Source organism: Kitasatospora sp. NPDC049285 (genome assembly GCF_040678815.1).
GTDB lineage: Bacteria > Actinomycetota > Actinomycetes > Streptomycetales > Streptomycetaceae > Kitasatospora.
Window position 1 is genome coordinate 164,005 of sequence record NZ_JBFAQR010000001.1, and the last position, 21,320, is coordinate 185,324.

Sequence of the window (21,320 nt, forward strand, 5' to 3'; positions counted from 1 at the left end):
TCTCAGCTGTCCGCGGCGGCGCGCTCGCGCTCGACCGCCTCGTACAGGGCCTTGATGTTGGCGGTGCCGAAGGTGCCGGCGCCCCGCCGCTCGACCAGCTCCAGGAAGAGGGTCCGCCGCGGGTGGATGGAGCGGGTGAAGATCTGGAACAGCTCGCCGCCGTGGTCGCGGTCGACCAGCACGTTGAACTCGCGCAGCTCGGCGACCGGGATGGCGGTCGGGCCGAGGCGGCCCTCCAGTGCGTCGTAGTAGGTGCCCGGGGTGGTCAGGAACACCACCCCGCGCTCGCCCAACTCCCGTACCGACGCGGTGATCGAGCGGGTGGCGAAGGCCAGGTGCTGGACCCCGGCGCCGCCGTGGGCGTCGAGGAAGCCGTCGATCTGGCCGGGGCTGCGCGCGGTGTCCGGCTCCAGCAGGGTGAGGGTCACCGAGCCGTCGGGGCTCTGCACCACCCGCGAGTCCATCGCCTGGTCGCCGATCTCCACGTACTCGCGGAAGATCTCCCGGTACCCGAGGCCCTGCGCGGCGAACTCCACCCCGGCGTCCAACTGCCCGCCGGGCACCACGACCGCCACGTGGTCGAGCAGCACCAGCGGCCCCTCGCCGGGCAGTTCGTCGGCCGGCAGCGGGTCCGGGTCGGCGGTGAACCGGATCGCCACGTCGCCGAACCCGGCCACCGTGCCCGCACCGTCCAGGCAGCCGCCGCCGGCGTTCAGCGCCCGCTCGGCGGCCGAGGCCGCCGCGACCCGGTCGGTGAAGCGCAGCGCCAGCACCGCGACGCCGTCGCCGTGCCGCCGCACCCACTCGGCGACCTGGTGCTCGGCGTCCACCGCCGAGGTCAGCAGCAGCCGGATCGCGCCCTGGTGGGCCAGCACCTGCTCGGTGCCCGCCGCCACGGCGGCCGGCGCGGTCAGGGTGAACCCCCAGGCGTCGCGCAGGTGCGCGGCGTACTTGTGGGCGTCCTCCACGTACAGTTCGGCGTAGGCGAGGCCCGGGCCGGTCATGAGGTCCCTCCGAGGTGCTTGGCCGGGATGCTCGGCGGACCGAACACCAGGCTCAGGTTGTGGCCGCCGAAGGCGAAGGAGTTGGACAGCGCGTACCGCACCGGGCGGCGCTCGGCCGCGCCGCGCACGTGCCGCAACCCGTCCGCCGGGTCCGGCTGTTCGAGGTTGAGGGTGGGCGGCAGGACGCCCTCGGCGACGGCCAGCGCGCAGACCGCCGCCTCCACCGCCCCGGCGGCGCCCAGCAGATGGCCGGTCGCGCCCTTGGTGGAGCTGACCGACGGGCCGTCGGGGCCGAACACGGCGCGCAGCGCGGAGGCTTCGGCGCGGTCGCCGAGCTTGGTGCCGGTGCCGTGCGCGTTCACGTAGTCGACCGCGCCGGCGTCCAGGCCGGCCGAGCGCAGCGCGAGGCGCATCGCCGCGGCCGCGCCGGACCCGTCGGGGCGGGGCATGGTCGGGTGGTGGGCGTCGGTGGTCGCGCCCCAGCCGGCCACCTCCGCGTACCCGGCGGCGCCGCGGGCGGCGGCGTGCTCGGCCCGCTCCAGCACCAGCACCGCGCTGCCCTCGCCGAGCACGAACCCGTTGCGGCGGGCGTCGAACGGCCGGGAGGCCTGCGTCGGATCGTCCCAACCCGAGGCCAGTGCACGGGAGTTGTCGAAGGCGGCGGCGATCGTCGGGTGCAGCGGGGCCTCGCTGCCGCCGCACACCACGACGTCCGCCTCGCCGCCGCGGATCAGCCGCAGCCCCTCCGCGACGGCCTGCGCGCCCGCCGCGCAGGCGGTGATCACGGCGGAGCTGTAGCCGCGGATGCCGTGGGTGATGGCGATCCGGGCGGCCGCCATGTTGGAGAGCATCCCCGGCAGCAGGTAGGGGCTGACCGCGGCCCGGCCGCGCTGCCGGCGTCCGTCGGCCTGCTGCTCGTACGTCTCCAGCCCGCCGCCGCCGGTGGCCAGCACCACCGCGACCCGCTCCGGGTCGGCGTGCTGACCGACCGTCAGCTCGGCGTCGGCGAGCGCGTCGGCCGCGGCCGCCAGGGCGAGCAGCACGAAGCGGTCCGCGCAGCGGGTCTCGGTGGGCGGCAGCACCTCGACGGCGGGCACCTCGGGGGCGATCCCGGCGGCGCGCAGCCAGCCGGCGGCCGGGTGGCCCTCGGGCGGGGCGACCAGCCCGGAGCGGCCCGCCGCCAGCGACTCGAACACCTCGGGGACGCTGCGGCCGAGCGGGGTGAGGAACCCGATGCCGGTCACCACCGCCGCGGCGGCGCTCACCGCGCCCCGGCCTCGGCCAGGTGGCGCCGGCGCAGCAGCACCTTCCGGACCTTGCCGGTCGGGCCGACCGGGATCGACTCGTCGGCGACCGGCTGCACCGAGCGGACCACCTCGGCGACGTGCGGCTCCAGCGCGGCCAGCACCTCGGCGGTGCGGTCGCGCTCCTGGTCGGCGGCCGGGTCGAGCTGCAGCAGCACGTCCGCCACCACCGTGTCGCCGTCGCGGAACGCCACCACCGTGCAGTCCAGCACCTCGGGGCAGGCGGTCAGTACCCGCTCCTCGCTGGCGGCGGTGTGCAACCGGCGGCCGCCGGTCAGCTCGACCGTGTCGACGGCGCGGTCCACGTGGTAGTAGTAGCCGTCCTCGTCGCGGTACATCAGGTCGCCGGTGAGGAAGTAGCCGCGCACCCGGGTGCGGTGGGTGGTGACCGAGTCGTTCCAGTAGCCGAGCGACAGGGTGGGGGAGCGGGTGCCGAGCTCGCCGACCTCGCCGGGGCCGAGCTCGTTGCCGTCCGGGTCGAGGACCGCGCAGTCGACGAAGGCGTGCGGGCGTCCCACGCAGCGGCCGTAGCGCTCGGAGTCGACGGTGTGGGTGATGAAGAAGTGCGAGTGGCCCATCTCGGAGGAGCCCAGGCCGTCGATGAAGACCGAGCCGGCGGTGCGCACCCGGCCCTCGCGGGTGGCGGTCTCCCGGGAGCCCTGGGCGACCAGCCGGCGGATGTGTGCCTCGTGCGCGCAGTCGCCGGTGTTCCACCACAGGCCGACCGAGGCGAGGTCGCGCCGCGCGAGGTCGTGCCGGGCCAGGTCGGCCCAGGTGGTGGCGAAGCCGTACACGCTCTGCGGCTGCCAGCGCTCGATGGCGTTCAGCACCTCACCGCCGGACTGACTGGAGATCAGGTGCAGTTGGGAGTCGAAGCTGAGCGCCAGGTTGACCGCGATCAGGGTCGCCGCGTGCGGCGCGGGCAGCGCGCTGAGCACCCGGTCGATGCCCTGCGGGCGGGGCAGCAGCAGGCGGTGGCGGATCGCCGCGTACAGGCTGTCGTGCGAGTGCAGCACCGCCTTGGGCAGGCCGGTGGTGCCGGAGGAGTGGGTGATCGCCACCGGGTCGGTGGGCCAGTGCCGGTACGGCGCGGGCGCCGACTCCGGGTCGCCCGCGCCGAGTTCGGCGGTGTCGGCGAGCAGCGTGGTGCCGAAGTCCTGGTCGGCCAGCGCCTTGGCGTGCGCGGTGTCGGCGAGCAGCCCGGCCGCGTTCAACCGGCGCAGGTAGCGGGCCGAGGTGTCCGCGTCCAGCGCCGGGTTGAGCAGTGCCGGGATCGCGCCGAGCCGGGTCAGCGCCAGGAAGGCCAGCACCTGGTCGGCCGCGGCGGAGGCCTGCACCGCGACGGGGTCGCGCCGGCGCACCCCGAGGGCGTGCAGCGCGGCGGCTCTGGCGCGGACGGCGCGGTCGAGTTGACGCAGCGTCAGGGTGGTGAGGGCGGGGTGCTCGTCGACGGCGGTGTCGAAGGTCAGGGTCGGCGAGTCCAGGCCGAGGCCCTGCTCGACGCGGGTGGTCAGCACGTTGCCGGCGCCGACGGACGGGTCCGCGGACAGGACGGCACGCAGGGTGCGGATGCTCATGGTTCCCGTTCTGGTCGTGGTGCGGGAGGGGGAGTCGGGTTCTCGCGCGGCCGCGGTGCGCGAGGCGGGGTCGGGTGCGGTCAGGGAGCGAGCAGGACCGCGGTGGCGTGGTCCGGCGGGCCCTGGACGGCGGTGATCGCCAGGACCTGCTCGGCGTCGCCGTCCTCGATCAACAGGGCTGCCTGTTCCTGAAGTTGACGTGTATCGTGAAAGCCGGGGCCGAGCGCGACGACCGGGCCGTCGAGCTGCCAGCGCGCGGCCAGGTGGCCGAGCACCGCGTTCGGGTTGGACTGGTAGAAGAGCAGCGGCGGCACCCGGTGGCCTTCGGCGACGGCCTCGGCGAGCGCGTCGGCGGTGCCCAGGTCGCCGGTCGGGCTGACCAGCAGCAGGGCGGTGCGCGGCGCGTCGGCCGCGGGCGGCGGACCGTAGGCCAGGCGCAGGCAGCGTTCGGCGGCCTCCGCGATCAGGGGGCTGAAGGTGGAGACCACGAACCCGGCGATCGGCGGCAGCTGGTCGCCGGGACTGCTCGGCCAGTGCGCGCGGGCCAGCACCCGGAGCGGCGGGTCGGACGTCCGGCGAGCCGAACGTGCTTCGGTGGAAGGGGAGTTGACGGTCGGTATCACGGCGTGGCCTTGGCGGGCGGACGGGCGGCGCTCATGCGGGCGCCAGCAGCAGGGCGGTGTTGGCGCCGCCGAACGCGGCGTTGACGGTCAGGGCCAGTTCCGGGGCGGCCGGCCGGGGCAGGTCGAGGACCAGTTCCAGCGGGCAGTCCGGGTCCGGGGCCCGCCAGCCGGCGTTGACCGGCAGCCGGCCCGCGCGCAGCACGCCGACGGTGACGGCGAACTCCAGCAGCGCGGACGCCTCGAGGGCGTGGCCGTGCAGCGACTTGGTGGAGCTGACCGGCGGGGTGCCGGACGGGTAGAGCAGGGTGAGCGCGGCCGCTTCGGCCCGGTCGCCGAGCTTGGAGCCCGCGCCGTTGGCGTTGACGTAGCCGATCCGGTCCGGGCCGGCGCCCGCGCGGGCCAGTGCGGAGCGCACTGCCCGGGCCAGCCCGGCACCGTCCGGACGCGGCCGCACGACGTGGTGCGCGTCCCCGGTGCGTCCCCAACCGGCCAGCCGGGCCAGGGCGTTGCCGCCGCGACGGCGCAGCGCCGTAGCCGACTCGAGGACCACCGCGACCACGGCGTCGCCGAGCAGCATGCCCTGCCGGCCGAGACTGAACGGCCGGACCGCGCCGTCGGTGGACAGCGCCCGGCCGGCGTCGAACACCGCGAAGGTGTCCGGCTCGACCAGGTAGCCGGCGGCGACCACCACCCGCTCCCGGCGGCCGGAGGCGATCAGTGCGGCGGCGTCCGCCACCGCGGTGGACGCGGCGACGCACGCCCCGGTGTAGACCCGGGGCCGCAGCCCGGTGCGGGCGGCGACCTCGGCGGCAACCGGCCCGGTGCGCCGGTCGCCGTGCAGCGCCAGCAGCACCTCGTCGGCGCCCCCGTCCGGGGTCCGGCCGTGGCCGGGATCGGCCAGGGCGTCCGCCTCGGCCAGCACCGCCGTCAACTGGTCGGCCAGCCGCGGCGATCCGGCCGCGGTCGCGGCCAGGTCGGTGCGGCGCAGGTCGGTGGCGAAGCGGGTGACCGGGGAGAACGCCGGCCGGCCGGCCAGCACGCCCTCGGTCAGCGCCGCGAGCCCCGCGCCGAACGCCGAGCGGACCCCGACTCCCGCGACCAGCACGGCGCCTGGCGGCGGACCGTCCCGGAGAGCGGCGGTAGTCATGACCCGGCGACCCCGGCGACCCCGACGGTCTCCCCGGTCCCGGTCCCGGTCCCGGCGCCCGCCGCGGCGAGCACCGCACCGAGCGCCAGGGCCGCGTCGTCCACCGTGCGGATGGCGTCCAGGCGGTCGTCGTCCAGGTCGAGTTGCACCCCGTACGCCTGCTCGACCTCGGCGATCAGCCAGGTCAGCTCCAGCGAGCCGAGTTCCTCCTCGACCTGTTCGGGGGAGCGGTCGCCGTACCGGGCGAGCATCGAGCGGACCGCGGTGCGGTCGAGCGGGCCCTGCGGGGCCGGTCGGTCGACGCCCATCAGGCCGAGCCCACCGCGGACTTGGCGATCCGGGAGGCGACCTCGGCGGCGAACTCGTCGATCGTCATCAGCGCGGTCGACTCCATGTCGTCGAGTTCGAAGCGGACCCCGAACTCCTCCTCGACCTGCACCGCCAGGTCGGCCAGCGCCAGCGACTCCAGATCGAGCCCGGCCGGGCCCAGGTCGGTCTCCGAGGTGACCTGCGAGACGTCGTAGTTCATCGCGGCCAGGGTGGCGAGGACGAACGAGCGGACTTGTTCCTGCATGGGCTGACTCTCCAACGCGTCGGGAAGGGCGGATCGGTGTCCGGGCAGCACGGACCGGCGGAGGGGCGGACGGCGTCTGGAACCGTCCGGACCCGCCGGAGAGATACCGGAGACCCGGATGAAGGGGGGATCAGCGGGCGTCGTCGGCCTGTCGGCGCAGGGCGGCGGCGTCCCGCAGCAGCTTCCCGGTGGCGGTCCGGGGCAGTTGCGGCAACACGTGCAGGCGGCGGGGCAGCTTGTAGCCCGCCAGTTGTTTGCCGAGCAGTTCGCGCAACTGCTCGGCGGCGCCGCCCGGTCGGGACGGCGGGCAGGAGACGCCGTCGGCGGTCGCGGCATACGCCTCGATCGCGCCGTCGGCGAAGACCACCACGGCCTCGACCACGCCGGGGAGCCCGGCGAGGGTCTGCTCGACCTCGTTGAGGTCGACCTTGAGACCGCCGATGGAGATCTGGGAGTCGCGTCGGCCGAGCACCGTGACCAGGCCGGTCGCCGGGTCGAGCAGGGCCGCGTCGCGGGTGTGCAGCAGGCCGTCCGACCAGCGGGTCGGATCGGTCAGGCCGAGGTAGGGGGAGTGCGCGCGGGCGATGTGCAGTTCGCCGCCCTCGACACTGAGCTCCAGGCCGTGCACCGGTGCCACCGCAGGATGGTGACGGCCCGTCAGGTCGGTCGCGATCACGCCGACCTCGGTCATCCCGTACATGGTGCCCAGCGGCACCCCGTACCGGGCGCGGAACGCCTCCGGCAGGTGCGGGCGGACCAGTTCGCCGGCCACGATCATCCGGCGCAGCTGCGGCAGCGGCGGGGGAGCGGCGACCGCGGCCAGCAGCTCGGCGTGGAACGGCACGCCGATCACGGTGGTCGGTGCCGGCCCGGCGGCGACGGCCGCCAGGATGCCGCTCGGCGTCATCCGCTCCGGCACCACCAGCTCCACCCCGGCGTGCAGGGCGTGCAGCAGCCCGCCGACCAGGCCCAGCACGTGGACCGTGGAGGACAGCAGCACGGTGCGCTCGCCGCGCGCCGGGAACTCCGGCAGCCGGGCGTAGCAGTCGAGTTCGCGCAGCAGATCGGCCGCGGTGCGGGCGATCACCTTGGACGGGCCGGTCGAGCCGGAGCTCAACTGCACCAGCGCATGCCCGCCGGCCTCCGGCGCGTCGGCCGCGAGGGTGCGGAACTGCAGCTCGCCGTCGATGAGTTCGACCAGCACCCGCGGGTTCAGCCGCTCCAGCGCCCGGTCCACCTCGGCGGCGGTCAGCCGGTGGTCCAGCAGGACCGCCTGGCCGCCGGAGCGCCAGACCGCGAGCAGGACGGCGGCGAAGTCCAGCGACGGCGCCAGCCGCAGCGCGGCCACGCCCCGCTCGCCGAGACCCGCCGCGGCCAACTGCCGCTGCCGCTCGGCCACCAGGGCGCGCAGGGCGCCGCGGTCCACCGGAGCGCCGAAGCGCAGACACGGTTCGCCGTCCGGTCCGGCGAGTAACTGCTGGTCCACCCAGGTCGCGACAACCGTGTGGTCGCGCCCAGGAGTTGGGGTAAGCGTCAACGCAACTCCGCGCGCTCGAAAAGGGAAGCATGGGTCGAGAAGTTGTGATGCTTCAGTGTCGAACCCCCGTCGGCCCCGACCTTTGCACGGGAGTCCATCAAGGGTCAAGGTCTATACCAGTGGCCGGATGGCCCCTACGCTGTCCAACGTTTCCGGACCAGTTGACTGACCATCAGGAGGCTTGGAGGCGATGGTTCCGCTCACGCTGGCGGAGCACGGCGCGCTGGCGAAAGCCCGACTACCCGCCGCGATCTGGGACTTCTTCGAAGGCGGAGCCGGCCGCGAGTGGACCAGCCGGGCCAACCGCGCCGCGTTCCGCCGACACGTCCTGCGCCCGCGCGTCCTGGTGGACGTCTCCGCGCCGGACTGCCGCACCGAACTGCTCGGCGCCACGCTCGCCGCCCCGTACGGCGTCGCGCCGATGGCCTACCACCAACTCGCCCACCCGGACGGCGAAGTGGCCACCGCCCGGGCCGCCGCCGCGGCCGGCGCGCTGCTGGTCACCAGCATCTTCGCGGGCCGCACCCTGGAAGAGATCGCCGCCGCCGCGCCCGACGCACCGCGCTGGCTCCAGCTGTACTGGCTGCGCGAACGCGGCGCCCTGACGGCGCTGGTCCGACGCGCCGAACAGGCCGGCTACCAGGCGCTGGTGCTCACCGTCGACGCCCCCAAGGTCGGCCGCCGGCTGCGCGACCTGCGCAACGCCTTCGCACTGCCGCCCGGCCTCACCGCCGCCAACCTGGCCGCCGAACTCACCACCGGCGCCGGACACTCCGCCGCCGGTACCTCCGGCATCGAGGAACACTCCCGGCAGCAGTTCGACCCCGGGCTGAGCTGGGCCGACCTGGCCTGGCTGCGCGAGCGGACCCCGCTGCCGCTGGTGCTCAAGGGCGTGCTCACCGCCGAGGACGCCCGGCTCGCCGTCGAGCACGGCGTGGACGCGCTCATCGTCTCCAACCACGGCGGCCGCCAGCTCGACGGCACCCCGCCCGCGCTCGCCGCCCTCCCCGAGGTGGTCGCCGCCGTCCCGGCCGGCTACCCCGTGCTGGTCGACGGCGGCCTGCGCCACGGCGCCGACCTCGCCAAAGCCCTCGCCCTCGGCGCCCGCGCCGCCCTGATCGGGCGGCCCGTGCTGTGGGGACTCGCCCACGGCGGCGAGCACGGCGCCCGCGCCGTGCTCGACCTGCTGCGCGAGGAACTGCTCGACACCATGGTGCTCGGCGGCCGTCCGACCCTGGCCGACCTGGACCGCACCGCGCTCGCGCCCTGGCCGCCGCAATCGCTGACGTAGCGTCAGATCGGCTGTAGGTGGTTCTGCCCACCCGCCGTGGGCGATCCACCCAGAGCTTGCGCACCACCTTCGTGCTCGACCTTCACGTACAACGAGAGGATCCCGTGGCGACCGCACACCCCGACCCCGCCGCACCTGCCGCCACCGCCGAGTCGCTGTTCGCCGGCTGGGACTGGGAGGACCCGGAGGGGCTGACCGCGCGCACCGACGCGTTCACCGAGAACCTGGCCCGGTGCGAGAGCCTGGAGCAGGTCCGGGAGGAACTCCCGCACAGCCACCAGGACTTCCAGCAGCTGGGGGTGACCGGCCTGGAGTTCGCCGCGTTCCGCACCCGCCACCCGGCCGGGCTCGGCACCGACCTGGTCGGCCTGCACAGCGACACCGACGCGACCAAGCCCGGACCGGTCTACCGGGTCGACGGCAGCAGCCTGTTCACCCAGCTCGACATCTCGCAGCCGCTCCCGTTCGCCGACCACAGCGTCGACTGGGTGTACGCCGAGCACCTCATCGAGCACGTCCCGCTCGCCGTCGCGGTGCACTGGCTCGGCGAGGTCCGCCGCGTCCTGCGCCCCGGCGGCCTGCTCCGGCTCACCACCCCCGACCTGGCCCGCTACATCCACGGCTACCTCGACGAACGCGAGAGCTTCTTCGCCCGCCACCGCCGCCGGCTGCGCACCATGCGGGTCGGCCCGCCGATGCCCGAGCGGCGCGCCTTCATGCTGAACCAGATCTTCTACCACTTCGGCCACCGCTGGATCTACGACGAAGCCGAACTGCGGCACGTCCTCGAGCGCGCCGGGTACGCCGGATTCACCATCGAGCGGCGGGAGTTCCAGACCGGCGCCCGCCCCGACGTCGCCGACCTGGACACCGCCTTCCGCAAGGACGAGTCGATCTACCTGGAGGCCCTCGCCCCGGGAGCCGGACACTGATGCCGCTGCACCCGCAGGCCGAGGCGATGCGCGCCCGCCGCGCCGCCGCCGGCACCCCGCCGCTCTACACCCTCACCCTCGAGCAGGCCCGCGCCGCCGACCTCGCCGACCTGCGGGCCGCCACCGGCGCCCGCGAAGAGGTCGGCAGCGTCGAGGAGTTCACCGTCGACGGCCCCGCCGGACCGCTCACCATGCGGCACTACCGGCCCAAGCAGGCCCCGCCCGCCACCGCCCGCCCCGCCCTGCTGTACCTGTACGGCGGCGGCTGGGCGCTCGGCTCGCTGGAGACCGGCGACCCGATCTGCCGAGCCCTCGCCAACGCCGCCGGCTGCTCCGTCCTCGCCGTCGGCTACCGGCACGCCCCCGAACACCGCTTCCCCGCCGCCGTCCTGGACTGCCACGCCGCACTGGAGTGGACCGCCGGACACGCCGCCGAACTCGGCATCGACCCCGCACGGATCGCCGTCGGCGGCGACAGCGCGGGCGGGAACCTGGCCGCCGCACTCACCCTGCTCGCCCGCGAGTGCGGCGGACCCGCGCTCGTCCACCAACTGCTCGTGTACCCGAACACCGACCACCGGCCGGGCTCTGACGCGCCGTCCGGCCCGGCGGACCCGCTGCTGTTCAACCGGCACTCGGTCGCCTGGTACTGGTCGCACTACCTCGCCGACCCCGCCGACGCCGACGACCCGCTCGCCTCCCCGCTGCGCGCCGCCGACCACGCCGGCCTGCCGCCCGCCACCGTGATCACCGCCGAGTACGACCCGCTGCGCGACGAGGGCGAGGAGTACGCCGGGAAGCTGCGCGCCGCCGGCGTCCCCGTCGAACTGCGCCGCTACGCCGGGATGCCGCACGGCTTCTTCGCCATGCCGGGCGTCCTGGACGACGGCCGGGCCGCCCAACGGTACGCCGCGCAGCGCCTGGTGGCGGCCTTCGAGAGCGCGCCCGCGGACCGCGCCGGGGCGGGGCGGCCGTGAGCGGCCCGCTGCGGCTGGCGGAGCTGCACGGCTCGCTCTCGGATCCGCTGCTGGACGCGATGACCTTCCTCAACGAGGTCACCGGCCGCTACCCCGACGCGGTCTCCTTCGCACCCGGTCGCCCGTACGAGGAGTTCTTCGACCCCGCGGAGATCCCCCGCCACCTGGACGCCTACCTGCGGCACCTGCGCGAGGAGCGCGGCCTGACGGAGAGCCGGGTCCGGCAGGAGGTGTTCCAGTACGGGCGCACCAAGGGGCTGATCGCGCCGCTGATCGCGGCCGCGCTGGCCGCCGACGAGGAGCTGGCGGTGGACCCGGAGGCGCTGGTGGTCACCGTCGGCGCGCAGGAGGGCATGCTGCTGGTGCTGCGCGCGCTGTGCGCGGACCCGGACGACGTGCTGCTCGTCTCCTCGCCCTGCTACGTCGGGGTGACCGGTGCGGCGCGGCTGCTCGACCTGACGGTCCGTCCGGTCCCCGAGGCCGGCCCGGACGGCGGCCTCGACCCGGAGGCGCTGGCCGCGGCCGTCCGCGAGCTGCGGGCCGCCGGGAAGCGGCCGCGGGCCTGCTACGTGGTCCCGGACTTCGCCAACCCGAGCGGCGCCAGCATGGGCCTCGACGCCCGCAAGCGGCTGCTGGAGGTCGCCGAGGAGGCCGGGCTGCTGCTGATCGAGGACAACCCGTACGGCTTCTTCGGCCGCACCGCCCAGGCCCGGCCCACGCTGAAGGCGCTGGACGGCGACGGGCGGCGGGTGGTCTACCTCGGCTCGTTCGCGAAGACCTGCTTCCCCGGCGCCCGGGTCGGCTACGTCGTCGCCGACCAGCAGGTGATCGGCCCGGACGGGCGGCTCGGGCTGCTCGCCGACGAGCTGGCCAAGCTGAAGAGCATGACCACCGTGAACACCTCGGCGCTCAGCCAGGCGGTGATCGGCGGGATGCTGCTGCGCGGCGGCCTGCGGGCCGCCAACGAGCCCGCCCGCCGGTTCTACGCGGCCAACATGGAGCTGCTGCTGACGGAGTTGGAAAAGGCTTTCCGGCACACCCCCGGCCTCACCTGGAACGCCCCGGAGGGCGGCTTCTTCGCGGTGCTGACCGTCCCGTTCCAGGCCGACGAGCAGGCCCTGGACGCCTGCGCGCGGGAGTACGGCGTGCTGTGGACCCCGATGTCCGGCTTCTACCCGGACGGCGGCGGCGAGCACCGCCTGCGGCTGTCCTGCTCCTACCTGACGCCGGAGCAGATCACCGACGGCGTACGGCGACTGGCCGCGTACGTGCACACCAGGCTGCCGGCCGGCGGGGCGGACGGCCGGTAGGACGGCGCAGCGAGCAGGGGTCGGGCTGGGTGCCCGGCCCCTGCTCGGCATGCGCCGTCACGGGCGGCGGGTCAGCGGACGCGTTGGGCGAAGAGGCGGGCGGACCAGGCCACGGCGAGGACGGTCATCAGGGCGGTCAGCAGCAGGCCGCGCCAGACCGCGGGGGCGTCGAGGTGTCCGGCGAAGAGTTCGCGCATGCCTTCGACGGCCCAGTAGCAGGGGTTCCAGGAGGCGGCGGTCCGCAGCCAGGCGGGGGCGAGCGCGATCGGCAGCAGGGTGCCGGAGAGCAGGGCGAGCGGCTGGGCGATGGTGTTGACGACGGGGCCGAGGGCGGCGTCCGTGGGCACCAGCAGGGCCAGCCCGTAGGAGACCGAGGAGGCCATCATCGCCATCAGGGCGAGCAGCGCGAGGGCCAGCAGCAGGTCCGTGAAGGAGACGGTCAAGCCGAACGGGATGGCCAGCACCGCGATGATCACCGACTGGACGAGCAGCGCGGTGGTCTCCCGCAGGGCCCGGCCGAGCAGCAGGGCGACCCGGCTGACCGGGGTGACCCGGGAGCGCTCGATGATGCCGGCGTGCAGCTCGCCGAGCAGCGTGAAGCCGGTGAACAGGCCGCCCATCACGGCGAGCGCGGAGAGCAGGCCCGGCACGTAGATGCGGTAGGCGTCGGCGGTGCTGTGCGCTCCGGAGGCGGCCAGCGCCGAGGTCAGCAGCGGTGCGAACAGCAGCAGGTAGGTGAAGGGCTGGAGCAGCCCGACGGCGAGCCAGGTGGGGGAGCGGGCCATCAGGAGCAGTTGGCGCTGGTAGACCAGCCAGGTGTCGCGGGCGAGCTTCACGGGGACCTCACGGGGCGTCGGGAAGGATCGAGGGCTGACGGCGCTGACGCAGGGTCAGCCGGGCGGCATCGGCCGCAGGAGGTCAGCTGTGCACCAGCGGGCGGCCGGTGAGTGCCAGGAAGACGTCGTCCAGGCTCGGGCGCTGCAGCTGGACGTGCTCCGGCTCCAGGCCGGCCGCGGCCAGCGCGCGCAGCAGCTGCGGGATGGCGGTGGCCGCGGAGTCCACGTGCAGGCGCAGGCCGTCCTCGCCCGGCAGGCTCTCCAGCCGCTGCACGCAGGGGAGTTCGGCGAGGGCGCGCTCGGCTCGGGCGGTGTCGCCGTCGCCGGGCAGGCCGATGGTGACGGCGTCGCCGGAGATCTCCTGCTTGAGCTGCTCGGGGGTGCCCTCGTTGACGATGCCGCCGTGGTCGACGATGCCGATCCGGTCGCAGAGCGCGTCGGCCTCGTCCAGGTAGTGGGTGGTCAGCAGCACGGTCATGCCGTCCTCGCGCAGGCGGCGGACCTCGGCCCACACCTGGGCGCGGCTGCGCGGGTCGAGTCCGACGGTGGGCTCGTCGAGGAAGAGCACCTTGGGGCGGTGCACCACGCCGAGGGCGAGGTCGAGGCGGCGGCGCTGGCCGCCCGAGTAGGTCTTGCAGAGGCGGTCGCCGAACTCGCCCAGGTCGAAGGCGGCCAGGCCGTGCTCGGCGCGCTGGACGGCCTCGGCCTTGCCGATGCCGTACATCCGGGCCTGCAGGACGAGTTCCTCGCGGGCGGAGGCGTTGTCGGTGGTGCCGCCGCCCTGCGCGACGTAGCCGATCCGGCGGCGGACCTCGCCGGGCTCGCGGAGCAGGTCCGCGCCGGCCACCGAGGCGTCGCCGCCGTCGGGGGTGAGCAGGGTGGCGAGCATGCGCAGGGTGGTGGTCTTGCCCGCGCCGTTCGGGCCGAGGAGGCCGTAGATCTCGCCCTCCTCGACGTGCAGGTCGATGCCGCGAACCGCGTCGACAGCGGTACCGCGGCGGGGCTGGAAGGACTTGCGCAGCCCCTTGGTCACGATCAACCCGGACTCCTGTGGTCGGTTGGGATCGGATGCCGGAGCAGACCCTAGGGCCCGAGCCGGTCTGCCGACAATGGTCTGGACCAGATGGCGGGACGGGTTCAGCGCGGTGCGCGCGCGAACCGCTCCAGGCGTTCGACCGCGGCCACCGCGCCGCCGCCGTCGAGCAGTTGACGGCCCAACAGGCGTGCGGCGGCGCCGATCTCGGGCCGCGTCAGAGCGGCCGACAGCGCTGCGTGCAGCTGGTGGGGGGTGGCGGTGGCGAAGTCCACCTGGACGGCGGCGCCGAGGGCGGCGAGCCGTGCGGCGGTCACGGGCTGGTCGTGCCGGATCGGGGCGACCACCAACGGCCGCCCGTGGACCAGGGATTCGCCCACGGTGTTCATCCCGCCGTGGCACAGTACGGCGTCCACCGCCCCGCGCTCAAGCAGTTCCAGCACCGGAACCCGGTCCAGGGCGATCGACCCGGGCGGCAGTGCGGCGTCCCCGGGGGCCGCCACCACCGCCTGGACGTCCGGGAGTTCGGCCAGCGCGGCGGCCACCCGGCGGTGGAAGTCGCCCGCCACCTCGGCCGACAGGGTGCCCATGGTGACCAGCACCCGGCGTCGGTCCGGGTCCAGCAGCTCCCAGGGGAACGGGAGTTCCGGGCGACCGGCGAGCAGCGGTCCGACCAGCGCGTATTGCGTCGGCACGGCCGGCAGGCCGACCAGCTCCGCGCAGGTCGGCGCGATCACCAGGTCGGGCGAGAACCGCGGGTCGGTGAACCGGTCGGCGGGCAGCCCGGCCCGCTCCCACAGACCGTGCAGCACCCCGTCCAGCCACGCCGTCAACTCCCGGTCGTCGTCCAGCGGTCGGCCGATCTCCAGCGAGGACGGGGCGAACGAGGCCCAGGGCACCCCGGCCTTCTGCGCGGCCAGCGCGCCCGCCGGACTGTGCTGGTCGGCCAGCACCACGTCGGGCCGCCACTCGGCGATCGCCCGCTCCACCGCGCGCAGCGTGAACCGGGTGTACGGCGCGACGAAGCCCTCCCACAGTGAGCGCACCGCCGCCGCGCCGCCCGCCGCCTGCTCCCGGAACACCCGGGCGCCGGTCGGGTGCACCACGGCGTCCGGCCCCAGCACCGGCCGCAGCGCCGACTCCGGCCCCACCCAGCAGAGTTCATGGCCCTGCAGCTCCCACTCCAGGGCCAGCGCCCGGGCCGGCAGCAGGTGCCCGGCCAGCGGCGGGACCACCACCAGGCAGCGCAGCGGACGGTCGACGGCGGTTTCCACGGAGGCCACGACGGCTCCCTCCGGACGGCGCCGGATTTCGCGGCGCGGGTCAACGGGCGGACGGGCGAGAGGTGTTGGGCGGCGGCGGTGCGGCGCCTGCGTTCGTCGTGTGCAAACGACGGGGGAGCGGTGAAGGTCCGGCGCAGGCGGTGCGAAGGAAGCCCCGGTGATCTCTTGTGCGGGCCGGGGAGGCGACGGAATACTAGCCCGCGTGACCGCTCTGGAGGCAGTCGCCGTCCACCTGCCGCCCGTCGCCGAACCGATCGAACTGGTCGGAGCGCGCCTCGGGCTGACCGATCGTCAGGTCAAGCTGTTCCGCCGGTTCCACGGACTCGACCAGGTCCGCCTGGACCCGGACGGCGACCTGACCGATCTGCTCACGGCAGCGGCGTCGGCCCTGACCGAACTGCGCGGCCGCGAACACCGGGTGAAGTACGTGCTGCACGCGCGCAGCCTGCCGATCGCGGCGCCCTACCCGCACAACCCGCTGCACGAACTGCTCGGCCGTCTGGGGCTGGACCATGCGCGTGCCTTCACCATCACCCACCACGCCTGCGCCGGCTCCCTGCTGGCCCTGGACGTGGCCGGTCGGCTGCTGGCGGCAGATCCCGACCCCGAGGCGATGGCGCTGATCCTGGCGGGCGAGAAGACCTTCACCCGGGACGCCCGACTCGTCCCGGACACCGCCCTGTTCGGCGAGGGGGCGGCCGCCTGCCTGGTGCGAGCCGAAGGCGAACGCGACCGCGTGCTGTCCTACGCGGTCGACCAGCACGGCGAATTCGACGGGCGATTCGCCGACGATCCGGAGCTGCTGGAGCGCTATCAGCGCAGCTACCCGGAGCTGGTGGTCGGCGTGATGGAAGCCGCACTCAAGGAAGCCGGCGAGACCTGGGAGTCGATCCGGCTGCTGCTTCCGCACAACGTCAACCAGGTCTCCTGGAAACGGATCTGCCGCCTGACCGGGTTCCCGCCCGAGCGGGTGGTGCTGGACAACGTCCCCGCGGTGGGGCACAGCTTCGCCGCCGACGTCCTGCTCAACCACCACACCGCCACCACGCGTGGCCTGCTCCGCCGCGGCGACCGCTACCTGGTGGCCGCGTCCGGACTCGGTGCGACCTTCGCCGCCATGGTGCTGCAGCACTGAGGCCCACCGCCTCCGCACGTGCCGCGGTGCCCGGCGCGCCGACCGCGCCGCCGTCACGCCGCCTCGCCGCCTTGTGAATCATCAGGCCGTGCCCACCAGTTGGGCCCGGCCGGATTGGGAATCGCCATGACCGACTCCACCGTTGCCGAAACCGCTGCCGGTACCGAAGCCGCTGCCGACGTCGACTCCGCCGCCGACCCCGAGCTGCGCGCCCGCGCGCTCGACGGGATCCTGCTGCTGCTGCCCCGGGTGCTCAAGAAGGAACTGCCCGAGGTCGGCGAGAACGCCTGCCTCTTCGACGAGGTCGGGCTGACCTCCGCCGCCACCCTGGAACTCATCCTGGAACTCGAGGACCACCTCGACGTGCAGATCGACGTCGAGGGGATCGACCAGGACGACCTGCGCTCGGTCGGCACCCTGGCGGGCTTCGTCGCCGGACACGTCATCGCCGAGGACTGAGCGTGCGCGTCCGCGGACCGCTTCCCGACCGCACCCTGCCCCGCAGCGGCTCCCCGCTGCGCCTGACCACCGCGCACGCCCTCGACCTGACCGGAGACTCCCCGCTCGCCGCCGACCCCGACCTGCGCACCTTCACCGCCGACCTGGCCGGACCGTACGGGCTGGCCCTGGACGAGGACAACCTCGGCGGCGCCCGCGGCCAGTCATACGCGGCCCTCGCCGAGCAGGCCGTGCACCACCTGGTGGACGCCACCCGCCCGGTGGACCTGCTGGTCCTGGTGTACGCCACTCCGGACGTCCGGCCCGGCCAGGCCGTCGCCGTCCACCTCAGCGGCGTCTGCCCGGGCGAGCCGCTGTCCTTCGCGCTGTGCGACGAGGGCGCCGGCGGCGGCTTCACCGCGCTGCGGATCGCCGACGCCTACGCCCGCACCGCGGGGGCGCGGCGCGTCCTGCTGATCGCGGTCGAGCAGGCCGACCTGCACCACCGCCCGCACCGCCCGGCCCGGCTGCCCGACCGGCATTCGGCCGCCGCGTTGCTGTGGGAGGAAGAGCAGGCTGGCCGTCCGCTGCAACTCCTGGACTGCGCACGCGATGTGACGGCTGATCAGGTCGAGGCGCGAGTGCACGCCTGGTGCCGCGAGCTGCCCCCGGACGTCGCACTGCTGTTCGGCCCCGGGCTGGCCGGGCTCGCCGGCGTGGACGGGACGGAGATCCGGCGGGCTCGCGCGGGCAACCCGTACACCGGCGGCTGGGCGGCCCTCGGCGCGGCGCTCGCCGATCCGCTGCTCGCCGACCGCCCGCTGGCGCTGGCCGACTGGGAACCGGAGACCGGCGAACTCGACCTCGCCTGCTGGGGGCCGGCAGGGGAGCGCCGGTGATCGAGGTATGGCTGATCCCGGCCGACGTCGAGGCCGAACAGGCCCGCGCGCTCTACGAGTTTCTCGACCCCGACGAGCGTGATCGGGCCGCCCGCACCCCCGCCGGACCGCAACGCCACCGCTTCATCGCCGCGCACGCCGTCGCCCGGCAGCTCACCGCCGCCGCCGCCGACCTGCCGCCCGAACGGGTGCGCTGGCGGCGCGGACCCCACGGCCGACCCGAAGCGGTCGGCCTGGAAAGGGAGTGGAGCGTCAACCTGAGCACCAGCGGCGGGTGGGCGCTGTTCGCCCTCGCCCCGGCGGACGGCGGACGGCTCGACCCGGTCGGCGTCGACCTGGAACCCGTCCCCGCCGACGGCGCCGCCGCCCGACTCGCCCACCGCTACTTCCCGCAGGGCGAAACCGGCGAGGGGGCAGCGGAGTTCACCGTCCGCTGGACCCGCAAGGAGGCGTACACCAAGGCCTTCGGAGGCCGCCTCGCCGACGGGCTGCGCACCCCCGCCGGGCCGCTCACCCCCGGGCCGCACCTGCTCACCGGACCGCTCGGACCGTGCACCGTCACCGACCTGCCCGCGCCGCCCGGCCACCGGGCCGCCCTCGCCCGCCGCGGCGCCCACCACCTCGACCCGCAGCTGCGCACCTACCCGCCGACCCGGCCGCACACCGACCCCCGGGCCACCTCGCGCACCGAGCCGGACCACGCCACCGCGCCCTCCGCCCCGGCGGCGCAACCCGCCAACGCCGCCCGCCGGCCCCGACCCTGAGGCAGACCATGAACCGCCACCCCGACGACGCCACCCCGCTCCCCACCGATGTCCCCGGCGTCCAACTCCAGCCCGCCGCCTACGAGAAGCTGCTGCTCGCGCTGCGCGACTCGATCGCCCGGCTGGCCGCGGACGAACCCTTCGTCCGGCTCGCCATCCCCCCGGTGATCTCCCGCCGCACCATCGAACGGGCCGGCTACGCCGCCTCCTTCCCGCAGCTGCTCGGCACCGTGCACAGCTACACCGGCAGCGCCGCCGACTGGCGCCGGCTCGCCCCGCTGGTCGCCGAGTCCGGCGCCTGGCACGCCGACCAGGAGATCTCCGACCTGGTCCTGCTGCCTGCCGCCTGCTACCCGGTCTACGCCGGGCTCACCGGCCGCGACCTCGCCGAGCCGGTCCGCTACTCGGTCGAGGCGCAGTGCTTCCGCCAGGAGGCCACCGCCGAACCCGGCCGCCTGCGCACCTTCCGGATGGCCGAGCTGGTCACCGCCGGCACCGCCGAGCACTGCGCCGCCTGGCGCGAGCACTGGCTGCAGCGGGTCGCCGCCTGGCTGGACGGCCTCGGCCTCAAGCCCTCCGTCGAACTCGCCGACGACCCGTTCTTCGGCGGCGGCCGCAAGCTCTACCAGGCCGCCCAGCGGGCCCAGGAGTTGAAGTTCGAACTGCGGGTGCCCGTGGCCGACGGCCTGCCGCAGGCGATCGCCTCCGCCAACATCCACAAGGACCACTTCGGCGAGGCCTTCGACTTCACCGCCGGCGGCGAACGCGGCAACACCGCCTGCACCGCGTTCGGCCTGGACCGGATCGCGCTCGCCCTGCTGCACACCCACGGCCCCCGGCCGGTCGACTGGCCCGAGTACATCAGCACTGCCCTGAACGGAGACTGACGGAGTGTCGGACATGCACACCACGGTGGTGCGGTACCGGGCCGAGGCGCCCGGAGCCGAAGGGCCGCTCACCTTCGGGCAGGACAACATGCTCCGCTGCCTGCGCAACGAACAGCCTTCGCGCGAGAGGAACGAACCCTCCTCGCTGAACAAGCAGGCGGCCTGGATCATCCCCGAGAGCGCCGACGTGGCGCGCTGCCTCGCCGCCCTGCGCACCCTCGCCGAGCGGCACGCCGCCCTGCGCACCGTCTTCCCCGGGCCCGAGGACCGGCTCCCGGAGACCCAGCAGCAGCTCCAGGAAGGCGAGTTCACGGTCGAGGTGATCGCCCTCGACGCGGACGAGGACGCCGCCGCCCGGGCCGACGCGTTCTGCTGGGACAACCGCTGCGACCCGTACGACCTCGCCGTCGACTTCCCGCTGCGCCTGGGCCTGCTCACCCGCGACGGCCGCCCCGTGCTGCTCGCCGTGGTCGTCTGCCACGCCCAACTCGACGGCGTCGCCACCGGGTTGCTGTTCCAGGAGTGGCTGACCCTCACCTCCGGGGGCGAACTGCCACCGGCCACCGGGCCCACCCCGATCGAGGTCGCCGAGCAGGAGCGCTCCACCGGCGGACAGCGCCGCGCCCGCGCCGCCGTCCGCCACTGGGAACGCATCCTCGGCGAGGAGCCCACCGCCGTCTTCGCCGACGACCGGGTCCGCTCCGTCGACACCATGCTCCACACCCTCGCCCTCCGCACCCCGGCCGGCGCCGCCGCCCTGGAGCGCGCCGTCCAGCGCACCGGAAGCTCCAAGTCGGCCGTCCTGCTCGCCTGTTACGCCGCCCTGGCGGCCCACCGGGCGGCCCGGTCGACCGTGGTGATGGCCGCGCTCTCCGCCAACCGGCACCGCCCCGGCCTCGCCGAACACATCGGCACCCTCGCCCAGGACGCCCTGCTCGTCCTCGACACCGACTGCCCCGACCTCGACACCCTGATCGGCCGCACCCAGGGCCAGGCCCTCTCCGGCTACTGGCACGCCACCTTCGCGACCGAACGGATCTGGCAGCTGATCGAGGACTCCGCCCTCCAGCGCGGCGCCCGGTTCGTCCGCGACGTCGTCCTGAACGACGTCAGCGGCACCGTCCCCGAGGAGATCGCCGCCCTGCGCCCCGACCCGGCCGTCGACCCCGACCTGGTCTGGTACCCCACCGAACCGCTCCCCACCCGACTGATGATCAACATCTGGCGCACGAGCGGCTGCCTGGAGATCAGCCTGCACGCCCACCCCGACATCCTCGACCGCGAGGAGACCGAGAACTTCGCCCGCGCCCTGCTCCGCCTGATCGACCTCGCCGGACAGCGCAACGTCACCCTCGGACCCGACGGAGAACTCGCCGCCCTCAGCGGCCTGCCGGTCGGCCGCCGCGAGAAGGGCCGCTGGCAGCAGGTCGGCAGCAACTGGGTCGACCTGGACGCCGTCGCCGACCTGCTGCGCACCGTCCTGGCCGTCAAGGACGTCGAAGTCACCTGGGAGAACGGCGAGTTGACGGCAACCGTGGAGTCCGGCTGCGAGCTGACGCCGACCGAGGCGCACGCCGCGGTGGTCGCCGCGCTCTCCTGGCGCGACACCGTGACCGCCCCGCAGCGCTACGTCCTGCCGGCCGGCACCGGCAGCGGACGCGACTGACCCCGCCCGGGAACCGCCACGACGGACCCGCCGGGAACCGACGCGACGGGCCCGTCGAGAACCGACCCGAACCGCCGGGCGAGTCGCCGCCCGGCGGGTCGCA

General features: G+C 74.9%; 21 protein-coding genes. 10 read left to right on the top strand and 11 right to left on the bottom strand.

The genetic code is table 11. The annotated features are described in order from the left end of the window. Positions 1-2: 2 nt before the first annotated feature. The 8 genes from AB0K51_RS00725 to AB0K51_RS00760 form a co-directional block, all read right to left on the bottom strand. The gene (locus tag AB0K51_RS00725; RefSeq protein WP_363448938.1) at positions 3-1,004 is read right to left on the bottom strand and encodes a VOC family protein; all 1,002 of its coding nucleotides are present in this window, start codon (positions 1,002-1,004) and stop codon (positions 3-5) included. Beyond that, positions 1,001-2,269 carry a beta-ketoacyl-[acyl-carrier-protein] synthase family protein gene (locus AB0K51_RS00730; RefSeq protein ID WP_363448940.1) on the bottom strand — a complete coding sequence of 423 codons (1,269 nt, stop codon included), beginning with the start codon at positions 2,267-2,269 and terminating at the stop codon, positions 1,001-1,003. The genes AB0K51_RS00725 and AB0K51_RS00730 overlap by 4 nt, the downstream gene beginning before the upstream one ends. Further along, the gene (locus AB0K51_RS00735; protein WP_363448942.1) at positions 2,266-3,885 is read right to left on the bottom strand and encodes a class I adenylate-forming enzyme family protein; all 1,620 of its coding nucleotides are present in this window, start codon (positions 3,883-3,885) and stop codon (positions 2,266-2,268) included. The genes AB0K51_RS00730 and AB0K51_RS00735 overlap by 4 nt, the downstream gene beginning before the upstream one ends. Positions 3,886-3,965: 80 nt before the next feature. Then, complete coding sequence (locus tag AB0K51_RS00740) at positions 3,966-4,436, bottom strand: hypothetical protein (protein ID WP_363448944.1); 471 nt, start codon at positions 4,434-4,436, stop codon at positions 3,966-3,968. Between the two features lie 103 nt (positions 4,437-4,539). After that, entirely contained in the window at positions 4,540-5,655 is a 1,116-nt protein-coding gene (locus AB0K51_RS00745) for a beta-ketoacyl synthase N-terminal-like domain-containing protein (protein WP_363448946.1), read from the bottom strand. Then, complete coding sequence (locus tag AB0K51_RS00750) at positions 5,652-5,963, bottom strand: acyl carrier protein (RefSeq protein ID WP_363448947.1); 312 nt, start codon at positions 5,961-5,963, stop codon at positions 5,652-5,654. The genes AB0K51_RS00745 and AB0K51_RS00750 overlap by 4 nt, the downstream gene beginning before the upstream one ends. Beyond that, complete coding sequence (locus tag AB0K51_RS00755) at positions 5,963-6,229, bottom strand: phosphopantetheine-binding protein (RefSeq protein WP_363448948.1); 267 nt, start codon at positions 6,227-6,229, stop codon at positions 5,963-5,965. Before AB0K51_RS00755 ends, AB0K51_RS00750 begins: the two co-directional genes overlap by 1 nt. A gap of 130 nt (positions 6,230-6,359) precedes the next feature. Continuing rightward, the gene (locus tag AB0K51_RS00760) at positions 6,360-7,715 is read right to left on the bottom strand and encodes a long-chain fatty acid--CoA ligase (protein WP_363448949.1); all 1,356 of its coding nucleotides are present in this window, start codon (positions 7,713-7,715) and stop codon (positions 6,360-6,362) included. Between the two features lie 241 nt (positions 7,716-7,956). Between AB0K51_RS00760 and AB0K51_RS00765 the strand changes: the two genes are divergently transcribed. The 4 genes from AB0K51_RS00765 (at position 7,957) to AB0K51_RS00780 (ending at position 12,276) form a co-directional block, all read left to right on the top strand. After that, positions 7,957-9,057, top strand: a complete 1,101-nt coding sequence (locus AB0K51_RS00765; protein WP_363448950.1) for an alpha-hydroxy acid oxidase — start codon at positions 7,957-7,959, stop codon at positions 9,055-9,057. A 104-nt stretch (positions 9,058-9,161) separates the two neighbouring features. Beyond that, positions 9,162-9,989, top strand: a complete 828-nt coding sequence (locus AB0K51_RS00770; protein WP_363448951.1) for a methyltransferase domain-containing protein — start codon at positions 9,162-9,164, stop codon at positions 9,987-9,989. Then, on the top strand, positions 9,989-10,966 hold the full coding sequence (locus tag AB0K51_RS00775) for an alpha/beta hydrolase (RefSeq protein ID WP_363448953.1): 978 nt from the start codon (positions 9,989-9,991) through the stop codon (positions 10,964-10,966). Before AB0K51_RS00770 ends, AB0K51_RS00775 begins: the two co-directional genes overlap by 1 nt. After that, positions 10,963-12,276: a PLP-dependent aminotransferase family protein gene (locus AB0K51_RS00780; protein WP_363448955.1), complete on the top strand. Its 1,314-nt coding sequence runs from the start codon at positions 10,963-10,965 to the stop codon at positions 12,274-12,276. Before AB0K51_RS00775 ends, AB0K51_RS00780 begins: the two co-directional genes overlap by 4 nt. Before the next feature lie 71 nt (positions 12,277-12,347). Here AB0K51_RS00780 and AB0K51_RS00785 read toward each other — a convergent pair whose 3' ends face one another. The 3 genes from AB0K51_RS00785 to AB0K51_RS00795 form a co-directional block, all read right to left on the bottom strand. Beyond that, complete coding sequence (locus AB0K51_RS00785) at positions 12,348-13,112, bottom strand: ABC transporter permease (protein WP_363448957.1); 765 nt, start codon at positions 13,110-13,112, stop codon at positions 12,348-12,350. Between the two features lie 82 nt (positions 13,113-13,194). Then, on the bottom strand, positions 13,195-14,145 hold the full coding sequence (locus AB0K51_RS00790; protein WP_363449332.1) for an ATP-binding cassette domain-containing protein: 951 nt from the start codon (positions 14,143-14,145) through the stop codon (positions 13,195-13,197). Between the two features lie 104 nt (positions 14,146-14,249). Then, positions 14,250-15,428, bottom strand: a complete 1,179-nt coding sequence (locus AB0K51_RS00795; RefSeq protein ID WP_363448959.1) for a glycosyltransferase — start codon at positions 15,426-15,428, stop codon at positions 14,250-14,252. 202 nt (positions 15,429-15,630) lie between these two features. Here AB0K51_RS00795 and AB0K51_RS00800 point away from each other — a divergent pair, with 202 nt between their 5' ends. The 6 genes from AB0K51_RS00800 to AB0K51_RS00825 all read left to right on the top strand — a co-directional run bounded on the left by AB0K51_RS00800 (position 15,631) and on the right by AB0K51_RS00825 (position 21,217). Then, complete coding sequence (locus tag AB0K51_RS00800) at positions 15,631-16,563, top strand: 3-oxoacyl-[acyl-carrier-protein] synthase III C-terminal domain-containing protein (protein ID WP_363448961.1); 933 nt, start codon at positions 15,631-15,633, stop codon at positions 16,561-16,563. A 126-nt stretch (positions 16,564-16,689) separates the two neighbouring features. Next, positions 16,690-17,022: an acyl carrier protein gene (locus tag AB0K51_RS00805; protein WP_363448963.1), complete on the top strand. Its 333-nt coding sequence runs from the start codon at positions 16,690-16,692 to the stop codon at positions 17,020-17,022. A gap of 2 nt (positions 17,023-17,024) precedes the next feature. Beyond that, complete coding sequence (locus tag AB0K51_RS00810; protein ID WP_363448965.1) at positions 17,025-17,900, top strand: hypothetical protein; 876 nt, start codon at positions 17,025-17,027, stop codon at positions 17,898-17,900. Beyond that, positions 17,897-18,664, top strand: a complete 768-nt coding sequence (locus tag AB0K51_RS00815) for a 4'-phosphopantetheinyl transferase superfamily protein (protein ID WP_363448967.1) — start codon at positions 17,897-17,899, stop codon at positions 18,662-18,664. The genes AB0K51_RS00810 and AB0K51_RS00815 overlap by 4 nt, the downstream gene beginning before the upstream one ends. Before the next feature lie 8 nt (positions 18,665-18,672). Then, positions 18,673-19,551, top strand: coding sequence for a hypothetical protein (locus AB0K51_RS00820; RefSeq protein ID WP_363448969.1), 879 nt, complete (start codon positions 18,673-18,675; stop codon positions 19,549-19,551). 13 nt (positions 19,552-19,564) lie between these two features. Then, positions 19,565-21,217 (top strand): condensation domain-containing protein, encoded by a 1,653-nt coding sequence (locus AB0K51_RS00825; protein WP_363449334.1) that lies wholly within the window; start codon positions 19,565-19,567, stop codon positions 21,215-21,217. The last annotated feature ends 103 nt before the right edge of the window (positions 21,218-21,320 follow it).